We start from the raw sequence: 20,305 nt of genomic DNA, 5'->3' as shown, positions 1-20,305 counted from the left end.
CCCTTCTCCTTTCTTCAAACAGGCTCAAGCTCATCCGGTATTATAATTGTGATCCTGGTTCCTTCTCCCAGTCTGCTCTCGATCTGAAAGACCACATCATCCCCGTAAAACAGTTTCAGCCTCTGATAGATATTGGCCACCCCGATTCCCTTCTGTCCCGTGGGTCTGCTGTCCAGGTTGTCACGCATCCACACAAGCCTTGCCGGTTCAATCCCACAGCCGTTGTCTTCCACCACAAACATAATATGGTCCTCTCCATGCATGTGTATGGATACATTCACCTCTCCATCCTCCAGCTTCTGTTCCAGGCCGTGGAACACTGCATTTTCCACAAGAGGCTGCAGCATGAGTTTGATCACCCGCTTTTCCTTCACCGCGTCCTCCATCTCAATGTCCACATCAATCTTTCCCATGAAACGGTAATCTATGATCTTGGCATACTCCCGTATATAGCTGACTTCCTCCTCCACACTGACAATGTTCTCTCCTTTTACGGCAAAGCGGAAAACCTTGGACAGCGCCATGGTGATCTCCGCAATGTCATCCACCTCATAGTAAAGCGCCATAGAGCAGATGCATTCAAAGGTATTATACAGAAAATGAGGATTGATCTGATTGCGGTAAGCCAGGACCTGAAGCTGCTTTTTGGCGATCTCCGCCTCGTACATTCTCCTCTGGGACTCCTGGATCTCCTGATTCATTTTCTGCCTGGCATCCAGCATATGGTTCAGGCTTTGCACCACCGTGCCGATCTCATCCTCCCTGCCGATCTCCATTCTCTCCTCCGGCCTGTCTACTATCTTCTGGATAAACAGGTCAACCTGGTGAAGAGGCCCCACAAACCGCTTATAGCAGAACCATACCAGCAGTATCAGCAGCGCAAATGCCAGCACATAGGCTATGGTCACGAATTTCTTGCCGTCATCCATGCTGCTGTTCATTTCACTCTCCGGTATGCGGCTGACCACTTTCCACCCGTCCATGCGTACACTGCGCACTTTTACATAGAATTCGTCCGTGCTCCTCATCATACTTCTGTCCAGTTCTTCCAGGCCGTTGTTCCCTCTGGACGCTATGATCTGGTAGTTTCCGTCAAGCAGAAACACCTGTGTATTCTCTGTGGCCTGGGAATCCTCCAGAAGCCCGGACAGATTATCTGTCCGCATCATCATAACGCACATTCCGGTCTGAATGCCGTACTGCCTGTTGTTCAGATCATAGACGGGAAAATAAACCGTATAAAAGGGAACCCCCGCCTGATTCAGATAAAATATATCGCCAAATTCCATCTGCTTCTTCAGCGATTGGACAAAATCCGGGTTATCTGCCGCCTTTCCCATGGCAGCAATCTGATTCAAAGAAGTATCATAGAGATAGATCCCGGCTATGTCACTTTCCAGTAAAACCGTGTTGGAAAATATCTCTGACAGATCCTCTGAGACCATGACTCTTGCCACCGGGTCCATAGTAAAATAATCGTATGTTGTGGGCGCATAGGCCATGGATGTTGCCACATGGTTCAGTGTATCATGGAAATCCTCCATTTTTCCTTCTACCTGGAGCAGTATCTTATCATTCAGGTCTATGGTCCGGTCCCGCAGTATCTTGCCGGAATAGCTGTCGGTAATCGCGTAGGCTGCCAGTAAAAAGAACATAATAAGAGCAGTGAACGCGATAAGCTGAAGCCACAGACTGTCCTTTAATCTCTTCCTCATTGCTGTTCTCTCCCTCATTCCACGTTTACTTTCTCTATTCTACCGCCGTATTCCCGGCAGTTTTTCTGATATATCTCATTCTTATAGGCGTCCAATGTCTCAATCCCCATACGCTTCAGGGTCTCTGTCATCTCGCTGTACCGGGCCGCTGCCTCCTCCCGGCTCCCTGCCAGGATAATACGCGGTATCTGTTCTTTTTCATAGGCTCTGATCTTTGCATCCAATATCCCTTCGTCACTCTCCGGAGGAATATCTTCTGCGGTTAAAGGGAGCAGGGACTCATCATAGGACACGGTCCTGTCATGACTGCCAAAGGCTGTATATACCTCTTTTTCCGCTGCCGTACTGCTGTCCTCCTCCGGTTCGGGCAGTATGCTTCTCTCCCAGGAAAAATTATCGAACATCCACCAGGCTCCCTGCCCGGTCTGTCCGTAATCAAGAGACGCGGCTTCCCCTTTTTCACTCTGTACCACATAGCCGTCATCATCCAGGCGGTAATCGCTGCCTTCGTATCCAAAGCTCCAGAACAGCAGTCCCTCATCGCTGGTCATATAATCGATCCATGCCGCTACCTGTTCCGGGTTTCTGCAGTCTTTTGATACAAATGTGCTCAGCCAGCCTGTAGGTGCTCTCAGATTTTTGCCCAGCACCGGTGTCTCCCCCCCGGAGGATAAGACAGGGCCTGAGGAAACCCATTTTGTAAAATCAATCCCGCTGTTGGCTACATTTCCTATGAAACAGAACACGTTTCCGCCAGCCATCAGGCTCTTTATCTTGGTATTTTCATAGGTAAGCTGTTCCGGGGCTGCATAGCCGTTCCGTATGGCTTCATTTAAAAACAGCAGTGCATGCTCTGCCTGAGGCTGCAGCAGGATATCCCGGTAGTTTCCATTTTCATCCACCCGCTCGGCGCCAAAGGTATATTCCAGGAATTTCACTGTGGGATCAATGTAGCCTTTTCCGTCCACCAGAAGAGGGATCACCGCTTCTCCGTCCACATCCAGATGCATATTTTTCATTTTATCCCAGGCTGCCAGAACCTGCTCCTCTGTCTGTACCTCTTCCACGGTGAGTCCTGCTTTCTCCAAAAGCTCCCTGTTCCAGATGATTGCGTTATTGTCATTATAATTGGTCCAGTCCTCGTAAAACTTTGAACTCGGCTTCCAGATCTTTCTGGAATCCTGGGAATTCATATGGGATGGATAGGCATACCAGCCCCCGTCCCGTTTGATCAGCTCTCTCTTAATATCCTCCGGAAATGATTTCAGAAGATGGGACTCCGGGCAGTAACGCTTTAAAAACTCTTCCAGATCCCAGACTTTCCCTGATGTGATGAGCTGGCTGATCGTGGTCTCATTGGTAAGGGAGATGATATCCGGCAGATCATCGTTGAGAAGCATCAGGCTGAGCTGGGCATCCGCGTTCTGGGGTGGTACGGTAATGTCCAGGGCAAGGCCCGTCTTTTCGGTAATATCCCCGGTGATGGTTCCCTCCTCTGTGCTCCAGGAAGGAGGTTCCCAGAAATTCACATCACAGAACAGGGAGGCTCTGGCATAGGAATCTTCTCCCTCTTCTGTAACTGTAGGATTCTGCTCTGCGCCGCACCCGGAAAGCAGGATAAGGCCTGCTGACAGGGTGATCAAAAGTAACTCTCGTATTTTCATCTTTTCCTCCAGGTGGTGACACATACCTGTACCGTTTTGGTGGTTGGGCGGCGGTACAGGGTTCTTAAAAAACGCCTATATCCATAACCAAATACAGATATAAGCGTTTTATGCTCTACTTCATTTCCCACATCGCTTCCACACTTTTTCCACGGTGTGCCAGTCCGATGCACAGCACACTGCCCTCCAGTCCAAAGGTATAGTGCCTCCGGTCAATCTGCTCCAAGGCTTTCGCTGCCAGGCATTTCAGATCACAGGATTCATCCTTTGTGTACTTGGCGCAGTGCACCGAATAGATTGCTGAAAGAACCTTCCTGTATCTGCAATGCGTATTCTGTCAGGCCGATAAAAGCTGATCTTACCTCTTTGTTCGGTATGCGTATCTGATAATATCCCGGATCCAGCCGTTTTACGATCGTGATCATTCCCGAATTCAGCAAAAGCCCCCACAGTGAGGATGTACCGGGCATTTCATAAAATGAATTCTCTGGCTGAACCGAGGCTGTCAGCGTTCCTGTCTCAATCAGCTTATCATAATTCCTGAAAAACAGTTTATCGCATTGTTCCATTGCTGATCGGATCATTTTATTCTCGCTCGTATTAACCCAGTAGGGTTCCAGTATCCTGCGCTGTGCATAATTGAGAACAGACCAGGGATTATAGATATCTACTCCGGAAAAGGAATATCCGTTATACATTGCCTTCACTTCATCATCCAGTTCCAGACCGTAATAATGCAGAAGAGATACTGTTTCCGCAGTCGTAAATCCAAAACAATCAGCAAATTCAGGATCCTTGACCGTACAAACAAGAAGATTGTTCAGACCGGAGAAGATATTTTCTTTTGCCACTCTCTGAATCCCTGTGAGCAATGACAGGTGCAGGTACTCGTTGCCCTTCAGTGCAGAAGACAGCATAACTGCAAGTTCACTGTGCACCTCCTGATAAAAGCCGTTAATATGCGCCTCCAAAAACGGGGTATCATACTCATCGATCAGAAGGATCACAGGTCTCTCATAATAATTACAAGCGGTCTTTGATAGAAAATACAGTGCATTGTCTATCCCTGACAGACTTCCCGTATTATAATCCAGCAGTTCCTGAAGTGTCCTCTCATATATCACCTGTTCAATATGGGGAAGATGGGTAAATATACAGGAAAACCTCTGGTATTCAGCCAGCAGTGCAAGTTTTACCTGTTTTACCAGTAATTTTCTATTGCCTTTTGCATCCTTAAAGGATAAGAAAATCACAGGATACTGATTCATTTCCTTTGCAAAACAGGTCTGCATAATTTCTGTATTTTCAAAAATCCCCTCTGAGCTTTTTGTAATATCCAAAAATTCTGCCAGCATAGACATATTCAGCGTCTTTCCAAATCTGCGCGGACGCGTAATCAGAGTGACCTCTGCCCCACGCCTTAAAAATTCGCCTATCATACGTGTTTTGTCTACATAGTAGTAATTATACTCCCTGATCTTGCGGTAATCCTGTATGCCAAGTGCAATATCCTTTACCGGTCCCATAATCTCACCTCAATCCCTTAAATCTCAGCCGTAGCCTCCCTCAGCCACTCACGCTCCTCCTCGCTGTCAAGAAGCGGCGCTATGGTTTCATACACGTGTTTGTGGTAGGCATTCAGCCATTTCAGTTCCTCCTGGCCGAGAAGTTCCGGAAGAATGGCTTCCCGCTCAAAGGGAACCAGTGTCACGACCTCGAATTCCATGAACTGACCGTAGGCATTCTTCCCGCCCTTGCGGCACATGAGCAGATTTTCACAGCGGATGCCGTATCTGCCTTCCAGGTACAGTCCCGGTTCGTCGGAAATCAGGACGCCCTCCTCCAGTGGTACATAGCCGCCCGGACGGATGGCGCTGTTCCAGTTGATGTTCTGGGGTCCCTCGTGTACGTTCAGCAGGAATCCCACACCGTGTCCTGTGCCGTGGTTGAAGTCAAGACCTCTCTCCCACAGAGGGCCTCTTGCCAGACAGTCCAGATGGGCACCGCCCATTCCATACATGAATTTTGCAGTTGCAAGACGGATATTTCCCTTGAGCACCAGTGTGAAATGCTCCTTCTGCTCCTGTGTCAGCGCTCCAACCGCAATGGTCCTTGTGATATCTGTGGTCCCCTGCCAGTACTGTCCGCCGGAGTCAATGAGGAAGAATCCTTCCGGCTCCACTTTGGCGCAGGCATCTTTTGTCGGCGCATAATGGCACATGGCTGCATTAGGGCCGTAGGCACAGATGGTGCCAAAGCTCAGATCCAGGAAATCAGGGTCCTGGGCACGCAGCTCGTAGCTCTTTTCTGCCGCGCTGTATTCTGTGATCTCCTCTTTCCCCACATTCTGTTTCAGCCAGTAAATGAATCTGCACATGGCCTTTGCATCCTTGATATGGGCTTTGCGCACATTTTCCTGCTCCACCTGATTTTTCATGGCCTTCATGGGCTTGGATGGATTTATGCAGTTCACAGTCTTAACGCCGGACGGAATGTTTTCAAAGAGAGTATAGTTGACAACTGCCTCATCCAGCAGCACGGTATTTTCCTCAGCAAACTTCTTCACATCCTCATATACCTGATAATACGGACGGATCGTGATTCCCGCTTTCTCCAGTTCACTGCGGATCTCAGCGGAAACAGCCTCCTCCTGCACATAGAAGAATACATCCTTCTCTGTGAGGATCACATAGGAGAGGATCACGGGATTGCATTCAATATCATTACCTCTGATATTCAGAAGCCATGCAATATCGTCCAGACTGGAGAGAAGATGGATGTCAGCGCCGTTTTCTCTCATGATGCTGCGGACATCTGCCAGTTTTTCTTCTCTGGATCTGCCCACATATTTCACATCCACAAGAAATGCCTGCTCTTTTGACATTTCCGGTCTGTCATTCCAGATTCTGCCTCCCAGGTCATCCTGGCACAGAAAACGGCCCTGTTTCTTTTCCATCATTTCCGCGTAAGCCTTTCCCTGGCTGACGCTGATGGTCCTTCCGTCACATCCCAGGCAGCTGCCCTGCAGAAGATTTTTTTCCAGGAACTCGTCCACTGTGGGGACGCCCTCCTCCCTCATCTTCATAAGGGTCACTCCGGTGCCCTCCAGCTCTTTGCCCGCCTGGATAAAATACCGTCCGTCTGTCCAGAGATACGCGCTGTCCTTTGTCACCACCAGGGTTCCCGCGGAACCGGTGAATCCTGACAGCCAGGCCCGCACTTTAAAGTATGCTCCCACATACTCAGACTGGTGAAAATCCGCGGTGGATACCAGATACATGTCCATGCCCGCTGCTGCCATTTCTTCCTGCAGCTTTTCAATCCTTACTCTGTTTGCATTCATTCTCGACGCTTCCTTTCTGTTTTCCTCAGATTTTACTGTTCACTCCATGTCCTGCAGTACAGCCACGTGTAAGAAGTAATTCTCAGATACCTTTCATGGTAAGGGAAATTCTCTTCTTTTTCAAGTCCACACTGAGCACTTTCACATCCACCACGTCACCTACGCTGACTGCCTCAAGCGGATGTTTGATAAAGCGCTCTGTCATCTCGGAAATATGCACCAGACCGTCCTGATGCACACCTATATCCACAAATGCTCCGAAATCGATCACGTTTCTCACCGTTCCTTTGAGGACCATGCCCTCTTTCAGGTCCTTCATATCCAGGACATCTGTGCGCAGCACAGGTTTCGGCATCTCCTCACGGGGATCACGTCCCGGCTTGGTGAGCTCTTTTACAATGTCCCGCAGGGTCATCTCACCCACGCCCAGCTTTTCCGCCATCTTTTTGTAGTCTTTCACATAATATACCGCATTGCCGCCAAAGATATCCGCAGGCTTCATTCCCATACTGTCCAGGAATTTTTCTGCTGCTTCATAGCTCTCGGGATGGACACTGGTGGCATCCAGAGGATTCTTCCCGCCTGTGATGCGCAGGAAGCCGGCACACTGCTCAAAGGCTTTCGGCCCCAGCTTGGCTACTTTTAAAAGCTGTTTTCTGTCCTCAAAACGGCCGTTTTCCTCCCTGTAGGTCACGATATTTTTCGCGATGGCTTTGCTGACACCGGACACGTATTCCAAAAGCGAAACAGAGGCGGTGTTCAGATCCACGCCCACCTTATTTACACAGTCCTCCACAACGCCGGACAGGGCTTCGCCCAGCTTCTTCTGGTTCATGTCATGCTGATACTGGCCTACACCGATGGACTTCGGATCGATCTTCACCAGCTCTGCCAGAGGGTCCTGAAGGCGTCTGGCAATGGATGCGGCACTTCTCTGTCCCACATCGAAGTTGGGGAATTCCTCTGTAGCCAGTTTGCTGGCAGAGTACACGGAGGCTCCGGCCTCGTTGGTGATGACATAGTGCACGTTCTCGGTTATCTCCTTCAGCATTTCCACAATCACCTGCTCAGACTCTCTAGAAGCGGTGCCGTTGCCCAGGGAGATCAGTGTGATGTTGTATTTGCGGATGAGTTTTTTCACAGTCTCTTTTGCCGCGGCGATTTTTGCCGGGGTTGTGGGGGCTGTGGGATAGACAACTACCGTGTCCAGCACTTTTCCGGTGGGGTCTACCACTGCCAGCTTACAGCCGGTACGGAAGGCCGGGTCCCATCCAAGGACGACCTGTCCTACAATAGGAGGCTGCATGAGGAGCTGTTCCAGGTTCTTCTTGAACACCTTGATCGCTCCGTCCTCTGCCTTCTCTGTCATATCATTGCGGATCTCCCTCTCAATGGCAGGGCCGATCAGACGGCTGTAGCTGTCCTCCACCACGTCCCTTAAAACAGGTGTGGTGTTGGGGTTACTGCGGGTGATCACCTGTTTTTCCAGGTAGCGGATGATATCCTCTGTGGGAGCTTCAATTTTCACGGTGAGGATTTTTTCCTTCTCCCCGCGGTTCAGGGCCAGGACTCTGTGGCCCGCCACCTTTGCAATAGGCTCCTCATAATCATAGTACATCTCATAGACAGATGATTCTTTCGGGTTCTTGGCAGCGGAAACCACCCTTCCCTTCTTCACCGTCATATCCCTGATGCGAATTCGGTAGTCCGCCTCATCGGAAATGCTCTCTGCCACTATGTCTTTTGCCCCTGCAATGGCATCCTGCGGGGTTTTGACCTCTTTTTCCTCGGATAAAAATGCCTTTGCTTCCTCTTCCAGGGACTTGTCTGTCATCTGCAGCAGAATGATATTTGCCAGGGGTTCCAGGCCTTTTTCCTTGGCAATGGTGGCTCTTGTGCGGCGCTTCGGACGATACGGGCGGTACAGGTCCTCCACGACCACCAGGGTCTGGGCTGCCAGGATCTGCTTCTTCAGCTCCTCTGTCAGTTTGCCCTGCTCCTCAATGCTGGCGAGCACCTGGTTCTTCTTATCCTCCAGGTTCCGCAGGTAATTCAGGCGTTCGTACAGATTTCTCAGCACCTCGTCATTCAGCGCGCCGGTGGCCTCCTTACGGTAACGGGAAATAAACGGTATGGTGTTTCCCTCATCTATCAGTTTAACGGCAGCTTCCACCTGCCACTTCTCCACTTTCAGTTCTTCTGTCAATGCTAAAATGATATCCATGTATTTCTCCTTTTTTCCTTGGCAACAATTCAGACAAACTGAACTGTTACTTTCCTTGATCCAAATCCGGCAGCTGTTCAGCCAGTTGAACCGCTTACCGGCCGGTACTATAACACCTTATCAATAGGAAGGGGATTTGTCAAGAAAACAGCGTTTCATTCTTCTGATACAGCTCCTGAAAACGTGCAAAACATTCCCGGTATATTTTAACACGCTCCTTGTCAGGAACCGTCACCTCTGTCCCCGGACGCAGCAGTGCACGGCACGCCTCCTCGTAGGAGGAAAACGCACCGCAGCCCACAGCAGCGGTCATGGCAGCGCCCACACAGGCCTGTTCCGCCTCCCCTGCCGTGTGGATCTCCGCCTCAAATACATCTGCCTGGATTTCTCTGAAAAGCCGTCCCCTGGCACCGCCTCCGGATGCTGTCACCCTGTCAAACCGGATGCCCATGCCTTTGAATATCTCCAGGGATTCCTTCAGCCCGAAGATCACACCCTCCATGGTGCTCCGTATCAGATGCTCCCGGCTGTGATACAGACTCATGCCGAAATAGATTCCCCGCGCATTTGGATCATTATAGGGGCAGCGCTCCCCGCTGAGATAAGGAAGAAAAAGAAGCCCGTCACTTCCCGCAGGTGCTGTCCCGGCAAGGTCTGCCATCTCCTCAAAGTCTGACATATGCAGTATGTTGTCCCGAAGCCATTTCAGCGCCACGCCTCCGGTCAGGGAGGAACCCTGTATCTCCCACAGTCCGCTGCCTGTATGGCAGAAGGTATTGGTCCTGAATTCTGTGTCGTGTATGGGTCTGTCCAGGGCACAGGCCACCTGGCTTGCGGTCCCGATATTACAGGAGAGTATCCCCGGCCTGATGATTCCGTTTCCGGCGAGCTGCATCATGGAATCGCCGCCTCCTAAAAATAAAGGGGTTCCCTCTGCAAGCCCCGTTTCCCGGGAACAGGAACCGCTGACGCGGCCTGCCTGCTCATAAGATTCCCCGCAGAAGGGAAACATTTCCCGCCTCAGGCCCAGTTTGTCGATCAGCTCCCAGGCCCACTGTCTTTTTTCCACCTCAAATATGCCTGTGGAGGAGGCATCCGTCACATCTGTGGCGATCTCACCGCACATGCGGAACCGGATATAGTCTTTTGGCAGCATGACACGGGCGGTTTCCGCATACCGCTGCGGCTCATTCTCCCTCATCCAGAGCAGGGATGCGATGAGAAATCCTGTACAGAGTGTGTTTAAAGTAGTCCTCTTCCACTCCTTCTCAGATATGGTATCCCAGATATGCCCTATGGCATCCCCGGAGCGCTGGTCAGCCCAGATAATGGCGTCCCGCACCGGCTTTCCGTTCTTATCCACTGCCACCATGCCGTGCATCTGCCCGGAAAAGCTGATACCCCGGATATGAGCCGCGGCCTCCGGATATTTTCCAAGCAGTGCCGCTATGCTCTGCCTTGTCCGCTGCCAGAGATATTCCATATCCTGCTCTGCCTCACAGGGTGAGTGTTTCCTGATGTCATATCCTGCCGACTCTGTGCCCGCCACAGTACCGTCGGCGCCCAGAAGCATGACTTTTACACTGGAAGTGCCCAGGTCTATTCCGCAATAGTATTCCATTTATAACCTCCCATTTTTATCCGGTATACGGAACCGTTACTTTTATTTATCATATCATGCGTCATACGAAATGGAAAGAAAATCTGCTTCATCAGTAGAAACATGGTGAAATGCGCTTCCGGATACGGAAGGAGCAGCAGCATATAAAAAAAGGCGGAGGATCTATTTCGATCTCCCGCCCGGTCTGCATTCCCACAGGCCGCATCCCTTCCGGATAAATGCCTCCAGTTCCTTCTGCAGTTCTTCTTCAAATTCTTCCCATATAAGGTTCAGGCTGGACAGGTTGACCACGTCCTCCTCCAGTATAATGGACGGCAGGTAGCCCAGGTTCTCATAGAGCGCAGCCACCACCTCGGCGCTTGCCCTGGTATTTCCTTTTTCGATCTCCCTGTAGCGCTTCACGCTCACATCCAGCGCCTCTGCCATCTCGCCCTGGGTCATTTCATTTGCCATGCGGATTCTGTACCAAACCGTATGTTCTGAAGTGTGGGGGAAGACCTGATACCTCAGAAGCTCAATTTCCCTGGTGCAGCGCACCGCCGCACTTCCTCCGATCTGTGCGTTTTCCATTCCCTGCTGTATGGTCCACACGATAAGTTGAAGCAGCTCCGCCTTTTTCTCCCTGCCGCAGGCTTCCATCAAATCATCCAGGACTGTGCGTGGACTTTTTATACCGGAGACCAGGTAATCTACATCAATGCCGTTCATATCCAGATTATGCAGCTCCTCACCGGAGATGATCTTCTTTCCGTTCTCCACCTTGCTGTAATGACTCTGCGTAATTCCCATGACACTGCCCATGCTCTCCTGGCTCATGTTCTGCATTTTCCTGTACGCATTCAACCGATTTAACAATTTATCATAAGCACTGCTCATGGTTCATCCATTCCTCACTTTACATATCGCGCATCGGATAGTTCCATGTTCAATTGTAAAGTGTTTTATCCTGCCCTTTTATATCCTATTTGTGACTACCGCTTATATTTTCCAGCAGCTGTGTACAATAACCCAGTCTTGCCCAATTCTCCTATCCGTGATAGAATGTAGTTTGACAAACGAGAAAAATGTAATGATACAATTGAAAATACATGAAATGAGGTTTGACTATATGAATAATCCTTATGACGAAAATAACCAGCAGATGGGATACGGACAGGAACCCTCACAGGGGCCGGTCATCTACCCGGAACCGCCGGCAGAGCATATCTATCAAGGCAGTCCCGGTTTTGCCTCCGCCTCCCTCTCCATGGGAATCCTCTCCCTGGTATCCATGTGCTGTTTTCCGCCTCTGGCACTTCTGTTCGGAGGACTTGGCATTTTATTCGGTGTGATATCTAAGGGCACGTATGCACGTCCCGGTAATGCGAAGGCCGGTATGGCGCTTTCCTCCGCCGGAATTGCTATTGTGGCTGCCATTATACTTTTCTTTGCGTCCACCATGCTTTCCACTGTGGAAGGGCGCACTTTTGTCAGCCAGTATCTGCATATACTGACTCATCCGGAGCAGTATACAGAGGATGACATTTATAACTTCCTGCAGGATTATCTGTACCGCAACACCAATCCGGGCGGCGGTTCTTATGATAACAGCACTTCCCCCTACGGTGGAGAAGACCTGCCTGATTCCGGCGGGGACCAGGATCACTATTATCCGGCACCGGATGAGGGTGATAATTTTATCTGATGAAATTGTTTGCATGAAAAAGCGTCTGACCGGAGCCTGCTCCGATGCCGGACGCTTTTACAATATGTAACTGTTCCGTACCTTCACAGTTACTACAGGATATCAATTCCCCATATCAGTTTCAGGAGATTCCGCACTACCCACTGTATCAGTATGATGGCGGCTGCTAAATAGAGATACAGGTCGCGGTACCGCATCCCCGCCGCCAGCTTTCCCCTGGTCAGATATTCTATTGTATGTGTGATCATGTACCAGCCATAGATGACAGCCGTGTACAGCACCACAGGATGGCAGAGAAAGGATTTCACGATCTTTCCCTGCAGAAGGGCAGCACAGGCCCTGGTGCCCCCGCAGCCCGGACAGCAGTAACCTGTCAGCTCCCGAAAGACGCAGGGAAGGGAAAAGATTTTCATCTGCATATGTAAACCCTTTGTGATCCCCAGAAGAAGTACTGCTGCTGCGAGCAGCATCCATCCCAGGATATAGAGGCTTTTTTCTTCTTTTTTACTCATTCGCGGTTCCATTTTACCCTCTTGTAACCTCGTTTAGTTATGTTATAATAGTCATGACAACGTGCCGGAACAGCCGGCCATTTCCTTAAATACGAAAGAATGGAGATTTTATTTTATGAAAAGAAATTCTGCTGCTATAAAGCTTATCGCCCGTGAAAATCTCTCCGGAAGATACGGCACTCCCATGGCTGCACTGCTTCTGATGGTTCTGTGCAGTCTTCTGCCTTCCATGCTGATCGTGAACACCATGAGCACTGCCACCGTTCTGGGGATCGTGACTACACAGCTCCTGAACTATATGGTCTCCCTGCTGGTAGCGGTTGTGGGCGCGGGTTATGCCAAGCTGATGCTCAATATCAGCCGTCAGGAGCCGTTCGCGGTGAAGGACCTGTTCTTTGCCTTCTCCCATCACCCTGACCGTTTTATCATCGTACATCTGATCCTTCTGGTGATACAGTTTATCTTTGCCCTGCCCTTTGACCTTCCGAATTATCTGAATAAGAATATGTCTGACAACGGGGTTCTGCTCCTTATGCTATTCGGCAGTCTGGCGAATATGGTTGTGAACATGATACTGGGCCTGTTCTTCGGCCTTGCAGACTATCTGCTCCTGGACAACACCGAGATGAGTGCCATGGAGGCAATGAAGGAAAGCCTGCGGCTTATGAAGGGAAACAAAGGACGCCTTCTCTGCATGGACTTAAGCTTCATTCCTCTTATGCTGCTGTGTGTGCTCTCCTGCTATGTGGGATTTCTGTGGCTGACACCATATATGAGGGCCGCCGGTACTGTATTCTACATGGATGTGACCGGAGAACTGGATGCTCCCAGACCGGAACCTGCCCCACAGCCAAATGACAGCTTCAGCAATCCTTTTGGGCGCTATTAGGCTCTCTGCAGACAGGCGGGCTTATGGTATATATCATACCGCTGATTTCGGAAGATAGCAATATTTATCAAATTTATTCTCTGAACAGCAATTTTTGCCTGTAGGCAGTGTTGTCTGCATGGATGGTTATATTCGGTACACGGACAAAAGCGTGAGATCCTGGTTGTGGTCTCACGCTTTTTTTAGATTGGAAAATGTTTGAAAACTGCTTTCGGCAGGCTGTGTGTCACATTCTGAGTCCGGCACTTAGCAGACTGTTTTTGAGGGCGTCCGCCGCTGATTTTCCGTGTAGTTTTATGTAAACCTTTTTCACCTGGACATTCTGCCCTTCCGCTTCCAGAAGCTTCCTGCCGCTCTCATAAGAAAGATAGATCTGCCCATCCTCTCCCCTGACACGGGCGGCCAGGATTCCTTCCGTCCCTGCGGGGACCTGCCGGTTCTGTTCGGTATTACCGCTGCTGTCTGAAGCAGCATCTTTCACCGGGCCGGCAGCGGCTCCGGCTATACAGACAGTCATTCCAAGCGCACGGTTCTGCAGTTCTTTTTTTCTGCTTTTTGTAATGGCATAGGAATATCTGTCCGTCAGGTTATCCAGACTCCGGGCAGTGAAAAAGACAGGTATTTTACTTCCGGTCTCCAGCCCGGTCAGGCATTCCTCAATGTGAAGCGGAAACGTCTCCATATCCACGGCTTCTGCTGTCACCTCCATCCGGTATCCCTCTATCTCTAAACGGACAGGCACATCCAACACTGCGGAAACAACTGTCACGCCTCTTCTCTCTGCCAGCTCTTCTAAAAATTCCTGCGGTATCTCCTGCTCTTCGCTGACTGCAAGAAATTCATAATCCTGCTGCTCCTCCAAGCCTGTCTTTATCAGCCGGTATCCGCACCAGATCAGCAGCAGAATGCCGGCAAAAGCCATAATCTTTATTTTAAAAATACTCCCCTGTAATTTACTGCTTTTCACCGGATTCCCTGCCCTTCTAATGTGTATTGAGATTGTTCTTTTTCAGCCCTCTGATCCTTAATGTCTGAATCAAAAGAATGCCCAGCAGGCCCGCACCGGCCAATACAAGGACAGATACCCACCATTGATTCGTCTCCTGTTCTTTTTTCTCCGGTTTCAGGCTGAGAATTTTGGGCGGCTGTATCTCTGTTTTATAGTTTACCTCCTGGCTGTAGGTCTGGCCGTATACATCCTCGTACGCAAGTACCAGGGCTCCGTCTACTTTCCCGTACTTTTCCTCATCTGTTCCCGCGAGTGTATCGTTGATGGATTCCATATTTTTTGCCCCTGCATAGAGTTCCATGCTGCCCTGTATGCTCTGTCCTGCCTCCAGAGTACCTGCATAAAACGTCTGCAGCGCGAAAATCCCGGCCCCCTTTGCCGAAACTCTTACATTATATACAGGAGCTTTTCCCAGGTTCAGAATCTGCATGTCCGTGGAAATGGTATCTGTGGAATATACACTGGAGGGAATGCTGCAGTTGGACAGCGACACCCTGGCGGGCTGCCTTATCTGCAGTACAAGAGATTCCGTACCCATGTAGGCAGTTCCTTTTTCATCTTCATACTCAAAAGAGAACTTCACCGGCACATTTCCCTGGGGGGCATTTGTCTGTATCCGGAGTTCCTCTGTAAATGTGATAGCTTTGCCGGGCTGTACTTTTTCAAAATATTCGGATGTACGGCCAAAGGTCAGATTACTTTCCTCCCCTTCGGCTGCCAGAGAAACTTTCACGTTGCAGGCAGCAAATTCGCTGCTTTTGTTGCGGAAAGTAACCTGCATCTCCCGGCTGCTGCCGGCATCTAAAACGATACCGTCAAGGCTGCTCTCTTCCAGGATGAATTTGGGCTGATGTACTACAGATTCCTCTCCGTTCCCTGCGGAAGGTGCCATGGTATCTCCACCGACTTCAGGCGGCAGTATTTTGCCTTCTCCGCCGGTTTCTGCCTCCGGAGTCTCCTGGTTTTCCGGATCTTCCGGATGTTCTTTATCCTGCTGATTTCTTCCGGCTCCTGTTACATTCGTAAATATCACATATTCCAGAGTGACCTGATTTCCTTCACCGTCAATCCCCCGTGCCTGCACACTGACAGGGTACTGGCCTGCATGCCGTTCCTCCTGCAGGAATAAATCCACTGTGTAGAGGTAGACATCTGCCTGTTCCTCTTTGAAGGTGACGGTCTGCAGTTTAACATCTGCCTGATAATTCTTTAATTGAAATGGCGTCTCTTTTGTTTCTTTAAATCCGACAGTCACTGTCAGGGTATTGTCTTTGAGGGCACCGTCAGCAGTGAAGGGAACAACAAGGCTTATTTTATTGTCTGCTTCGGTTGGGACGTATCCTTCGCCATATGAATGTTCCATGCCTGCATATACATGGGTGTTGTCTATTCCCAGATGAACCTGTTGGGCCGGGTGGCCTTGCTGGGATGACTGACTCTCCTGGGACGACTGACCCTCCTGGGATGACTGCCCCTCTTGGGACGACTGACCCTCTTGGGATGATTGACCCCCTTGGGATGATTGACCCTCCTGGGATAACCGGTCCTCCTGGGATGACTGGCTCTCCTGACCGTCCGAGCCTGATTGTCCTTTCTGCTCTATTTGCCGCGCCGGCTCCGGCGCAGTTTGATCCGTCCCGGCGTATGCTGTCCGGCTGTTCTGCAGCATCATACAGAAAGTGAGCAGAAACACTGCCGATTTCCGTATTCTCTTTAACATACGCACACCTCCCCATTTTTCTCTTTTCCTCCCCGCACACGCCGGAGGACACCTGCATCCATCTCATAGACTTCGTCGCATAAAATATCAATATCCATACTGTTATGACTTGCCAGCAAAATTGTTTTGCCCTGTTTTTTCAACTCCAGCAGTATGGCCCTGATATCAGCCGTCCCCTTTTTATCCAAACCGTTAAACGGCTCATCCAGAATCAGAAATTCCGGATTTTCCATTATTGCCTGTGCTATCCCCAGTCTCTGCCGCATACCCAGGGAATATTTCGACACAGGCTTTTTCAGATCCGGGTCAAGCCCTACCTTCTGCAGGCACTCCCGAATGCCCTTTCCGGAGACTTTGCGTTTCAGATCAGCCAGAATTTCCAGATTCTTTCTCCCCGTATACTCTGTCAGAAATCCGGGTGTCTCAATGATCAGACCCAGACTTTCGGGAAAATCCGTATCTCTTCCTATATATTTCTGCCCCACACAAATGCTCCCCGATGTGACAGGCAGAAAGCCGCAGATACATTTCATGAGTACAGTCTTGCCGGAACCGTTATTTCCTACGATCCCGTACACCTTTCCCCGCTTCATCGTCATGGTCGTCTCCTTCAGAACCATTTCCTCACCGAATCTCTTTGTCACCCGGTCTATCACTACATAATCAGAGTTCTCTGCATCTGCCATATAACAGTCCTCCATACAATGCCGCTGTAAGAAACACCAGCAATATTAAAAACAGCCAGATCCCCATACTGTCCTTTCCCCAATCCCCTGCCCCCTTGATCCAGGACTGTGGGTCTATGACATAGACACTTTCCAGATAACGTTCATGAAGAATCGTCAGAAGGTAATATCCTGCAAACGGAATCCCATATGCCATATACACAGAGCCGGACACAACCGCCATGATTCCGCTCAGATCCGCCAGTACAGCAGCCACCAGAAGCAGTCTTGCCGCGGACTGAAGAAGCGGAAGAAACATCACCCATTTCCACTCAGATTTCACCTCCATGGGATAAAAAAGCGCAAAATAAAACAGCAGCGTTACAGCAATCGCTGATGTCCATGCAAAACAGCTGCTGAGTATAGTTGTAAACAGCCTGTCAGCCGTATATTCCTTTTTCCCTTTCCGGGTCACATAGAACCGCAGAAAACCTGACGTTTTCTCCCCAATCCATACATCCCCATACGGCAGAACCGCCACTATGGGCACAAAAAAGACCACAGTTTTAGAGGTAAGGGCTTTCTCCGCCATTTTATACCAGCTCCCACCTGTCAGAGGACTGTCAAACTCAGGGAATTTCGTCCCTATGACCAGTCCCATAACGCCCAGGATCACAGCCAGCCAGGTGGTTCTGCGCCCTATCATACGTTTCCCATCCATATTCAGTACCCCATAAAAGTAAAATTATAGCTTTTCAGCGCCCTGCCAGCCAGCAGAAATAACAGGACCAGAAAGGCCAGGAACAGCGCACCGGACTGGAAGACAGAGGGCAGATTATCATAGCCGAACGTATGCCCCGGATAGGTCGCGTGATTTAAGGGACTTATCCAGCCTGCCAGAATATTGACCTTGTAGCGCTGCTGCTTCTCCAGCCCCAGTATACCCGCAATGGTCTCCGGTTCCAGAAGAAATCCGTACAGACTGTAGAATATTCCCGCAAACATTCCCCGTGATCTGCCGAACCTTATATTGACTGCCAGCATGAGAAAGCAGAGGGTCCAGGAATAGAGGAGCATAAGACAGACAGTCTGCAGCATACATCCATATGGAGTAATGCTCTCCATGGCCTTCACGCTTGCAGGGATTCCCAGGGAATCTCCCAGCCCGGAATATGCGATTCTCACTGCTGTCTCACTCCATACATTTCCCGGATAGGTGTATTTCTGGCACAGAATGACGGTTACGAACATAATGAATGCCACATACAGGGCAGTTCCCGCTGCAATATAGAGAAACTGGGATATCATCCACTGCATCCGTTTCATTCTGGACAGATAGAAGGGAGTCACCGGGCTCAGCTTCGGAACATCGGAAAACATTAAAATCAGCAGCAGAGAGGCCAGAAGTACATTTGTACCGTCTCCGAACGTCCATATGAACGGCTCCGCTCCCTGCATGGTTGTCTCAAAATGCGCTGCCACCCGAAGTACCCGGTCACTGAGCAAAAAGCACAGTACCACAGCTAAAAGAAAGGTGATAAGAATCCGTGGATTTTTCCAGAAACCAAGAAAATGAAAACGCACCATTGCTTTTATTTTCCCCAAGTCTCTCATCAGTACCCCAGTCCCCTGTCTATCACAGTACCGTCCACAGCGTTTATAGTGAGAAGACTGTTGTATCGCTCCGTATCCGTATCTGCCGGGCCCTCCCCCTCATTCAGTGTCCTCTCATAATTGCCAAAGAAATCCCACACAGGGACCAGCACACCGCTTCGGTTATCCTGGGTCGGGCTGTAGATTCTGGAATATCCCAGTGTTACCCTGTTCACATTCACTTTACAGGATTTTATGTATCCGCCCTCCAGTTCCCCTGATAATTTATACTGCATCATCTGGGAGTAGATCTGCGCAATCTCCTCAAAGTCCAGCAGCTTTACATTTTCCACCTGCACCTCCCCCAGTTCATAGGGGCTGCCATATGACAGTTCCTCCAGTCCCTCCTTAGAGATGACAATACTCAGATGTTCATATGTCCAGGGCTCAATGGTGCTGTCCATATCCTCAAGGCCTCCCCCGATCGCACTTGTATAGGTAACAGGGCAGCCGTCTATCTTCCTTGTATAATAAAATACAAACCCTGTTTTGATAACCTCGTCACTTCTTTCTATATCACGGCATATGGCATAATCCCATGCGTCAGCGGACATATCCGAAATGCCTATGGACGCAGCTTTTTCGTCTGCGGTCTTCTTTGCCTCCTCATAGGAAATACCCACAGCGGATTTTATTTTCTCCTCTGTTCCCAGCTCCTCCGGGACATACTGAGACGCAGGTGTATAATCGCTCCATAATGCCTGGTCAGATGCGTTTTCTGTATCTCCAAGATATTTGACCTGTACACTGACCGGTTCGTCCGCTGAGGCTTTGACAAAATAACTGTACGGCCGTCCATTTTCATCCTCCGCAACACCGCTGAACCTGGGGTCTCCCGTGCCGTTCTCGGTCAGCAGAGGGGCCGTCTCCTTTTTTTCCAGGCTCTTAGGTGCCTCCGCATATGCAGCTTCGTATTCTTCCAGCATTTGCTGCAGATCTTCCTGTGTGAGTGCCTCCCCGGATTCCGACTCTGCGCTGTCCTGCGCCATAAGGGCCCTCACTTCATTGATCTTGTTTTGGTAGTATTCTTTTGTCATTCCGTAATAGTATTCCGGTTCATACATTTTCTTCTCAGGGAACAGGCCGTTTGTAATGGTATCCATGAACTCCTGTGTCAGCGGCACAGCCTTTACTTCCACAGTGGAAAATCCTGTGGTGTCCGGCAGTTCCACCGCAGCATCGGTATGGATGATGATCTTTCCGTCCTCCGCTGTTATGTCCTCACTGAAGGTTTCCGGCACACTCAGTTTTTCCCTGATATTCCGGGATGCTTCGCCGGAAGATGTATCTGTTTTCTCTTCTTCGTATTTCTCAATTGCCTTTTCGCCCTTTTGTTTTACGATCACAGAATCGGGTGTTTCCCGACAGCCGGTCAGCAGCAAAGCCCCGGCTGTTATACCAGTCAATATGCAGACTTTAGATTTCTTCATTGTCATTCCTCCTGCTTGTCTCTGCTTCCTAACTCCATATTAACCTGCTTCATGTAAAAAAACCGCGCCGATTTGTAACCAATTTGTAAATCTCTGGTAACTGTTCAGTCAGGTCTGCGCATTTACTGCGCTGACCGTGCAAAAGAGTAGTGGCGGCAGGTATTCGCCCCATCGCG

General features: G+C 49.8%; 16 protein-coding genes. 2 read left to right on the top strand and 14 right to left on the bottom strand.

All coding sequences use genetic code 11. The features are described from left to right. Positions 1 to 14 precede the first annotated feature (14 nt). The 7 genes from LC508_RS23390 to LC508_RS23360 form a co-directional block, all read right to left on the bottom strand. A complete protein-coding gene (locus LC508_RS23390; RefSeq protein WP_054350701.1) occupies positions 15 to 1,715 on the bottom strand; it encodes a sensor histidine kinase in 1,701 nt (566 codons plus the stop codon). Between the two features lie 14 nt (positions 1,716 to 1,729). Continuing rightward, positions 1,730 to 3,379, bottom strand: a complete 1,650-nt coding sequence (locus LC508_RS23385) for a type 2 periplasmic-binding domain-containing protein (RefSeq protein ID WP_103731190.1) — start codon at positions 3,377 to 3,379, stop codon at positions 1,730 to 1,732. Positions 3,380 to 3,639: 260 nt separating this feature from the next. Continuing rightward, positions 3,640 to 4,905, bottom strand: coding sequence for an AAA family ATPase (locus tag LC508_RS23380; protein ID WP_103731189.1), 1,266 nt, complete (start codon positions 4,903 to 4,905; stop codon positions 3,640 to 3,642). Positions 4,906 to 4,922: 17 nt separating this feature from the next. After that, positions 4,923 to 6,722, bottom strand: a complete 1,800-nt coding sequence (locus LC508_RS23375) for an aminopeptidase P family protein (protein WP_103731188.1) — start codon at positions 6,720 to 6,722, stop codon at positions 4,923 to 4,925. An 82-nt stretch (positions 6,723 to 6,804) separates the two neighbouring features. Continuing rightward, the gene (locus LC508_RS23370; protein ID WP_103731187.1) at positions 6,805 to 8,946 is read right to left on the bottom strand and encodes a Tex family protein; all 2,142 of its coding nucleotides are present in this window, start codon (positions 8,944 to 8,946) and stop codon (positions 6,805 to 6,807) included. Between the two features lie 139 nt (positions 8,947 to 9,085). Further along, positions 9,086 to 10,567: a xylulokinase gene (gene xylB, locus LC508_RS23365; RefSeq protein WP_103731186.1), complete on the bottom strand. Its 1,482-nt coding sequence runs from the start codon at positions 10,565 to 10,567 to the stop codon at positions 9,086 to 9,088. A gap of 162 nt (positions 10,568 to 10,729) precedes the next feature. Beyond that, on the bottom strand, positions 10,730 to 11,443 hold the full coding sequence (locus LC508_RS23360) for a helix-turn-helix domain-containing protein (RefSeq protein WP_081960352.1): 714 nt from the start codon (positions 11,441 to 11,443) through the stop codon (positions 10,730 to 10,732). A 232-nt stretch (positions 11,444 to 11,675) separates the two neighbouring features. Between LC508_RS23360 and LC508_RS23355 the strand changes: the two genes are divergently transcribed. After that, positions 11,676 to 12,251 (top strand): DUF4190 domain-containing protein, encoded by a 576-nt coding sequence (locus LC508_RS23355; protein WP_052099484.1) that lies wholly within the window; start codon positions 11,676 to 11,678, stop codon positions 12,249 to 12,251. A gap of 92 nt (positions 12,252 to 12,343) precedes the next feature. On the opposite strand, the gene LC508_RS23350 is transcribed toward LC508_RS23355, so the two are convergent. After that, a complete protein-coding gene (locus tag LC508_RS23350) occupies positions 12,344 to 12,775 on the bottom strand; it encodes a DUF2752 domain-containing protein (protein WP_054350695.1) in 432 nt (143 codons plus the stop codon). Positions 12,776 to 12,878: 103 nt separating this feature from the next. Between LC508_RS23350 and LC508_RS23345 the strand changes: the two genes are divergently transcribed. After that, entirely contained in the window at positions 12,879 to 13,652 is a 774-nt protein-coding gene (locus LC508_RS23345; RefSeq protein ID WP_103731185.1) for a DUF975 family protein, read from the top strand. A 226-nt stretch (positions 13,653 to 13,878) separates the two neighbouring features. Here LC508_RS23345 and LC508_RS23340 read toward each other — a convergent pair whose 3' ends face one another. Genes LC508_RS23340 through LC508_RS23315 form a run of 6 tightly spaced genes read right to left on the bottom strand, consistent with a single transcriptional unit; the run spans position 13,879 to position 20,129 of the window. Continuing rightward, a complete protein-coding gene (locus LC508_RS23340; RefSeq protein ID WP_054350693.1) occupies positions 13,879 to 14,619 on the bottom strand; it encodes a hypothetical protein in 741 nt (246 codons plus the stop codon). Positions 14,620 to 14,635: 16 nt separating this feature from the next. After that, on the bottom strand, positions 14,636 to 16,381 hold the full coding sequence (locus LC508_RS23335) for a COG1361 family protein (RefSeq protein ID WP_103731184.1): 1,746 nt from the start codon (positions 16,379 to 16,381) through the stop codon (positions 14,636 to 14,638). After that, the gene (locus tag LC508_RS23330) at positions 16,375 to 17,067 is read right to left on the bottom strand and encodes an ATP-binding cassette domain-containing protein (RefSeq protein WP_033141536.1); all 693 of its coding nucleotides are present in this window, start codon (positions 17,065 to 17,067) and stop codon (positions 16,375 to 16,377) included. Before LC508_RS23330 ends, LC508_RS23335 begins: the two co-directional genes overlap by 7 nt. After that, positions 17,045 to 17,767, bottom strand: coding sequence for a hypothetical protein (locus LC508_RS23325; protein WP_103731183.1), 723 nt, complete (start codon positions 17,765 to 17,767; stop codon positions 17,045 to 17,047). The genes LC508_RS23330 and LC508_RS23325 overlap by 23 nt, the downstream gene beginning before the upstream one ends. A 2-nt stretch (positions 17,768 to 17,769) precedes the next feature. Further along, the gene (locus tag LC508_RS23320) at positions 17,770 to 18,660 is read right to left on the bottom strand and encodes a hypothetical protein (RefSeq protein WP_103731182.1); all 891 of its coding nucleotides are present in this window, start codon (positions 18,658 to 18,660) and stop codon (positions 17,770 to 17,772) included. Then, positions 18,660 to 20,129 carry a DUF6034 family protein gene (locus LC508_RS23315; RefSeq protein WP_033141538.1) on the bottom strand — a complete coding sequence of 490 codons (1,470 nt, stop codon included), beginning with the start codon at positions 20,127 to 20,129 and terminating at the stop codon, positions 18,660 to 18,662. The genes LC508_RS23320 and LC508_RS23315 overlap by 1 nt, the downstream gene beginning before the upstream one ends. Positions 20,130 to 20,305 lie beyond the last annotated feature (176 nt).

This window comes from Blautia parvula (assembly GCF_020215665.1).
In the GTDB taxonomy this organism is placed as follows: Bacteria; Bacillota; Clostridia; order Lachnospirales; family Lachnospiraceae; genus Blautia; species Blautia celeris.
The sequence above is the reverse complement of the archived record's forward strand: the minus strand, read 5'-3'. Positions and strand labels throughout refer to the sequence as shown.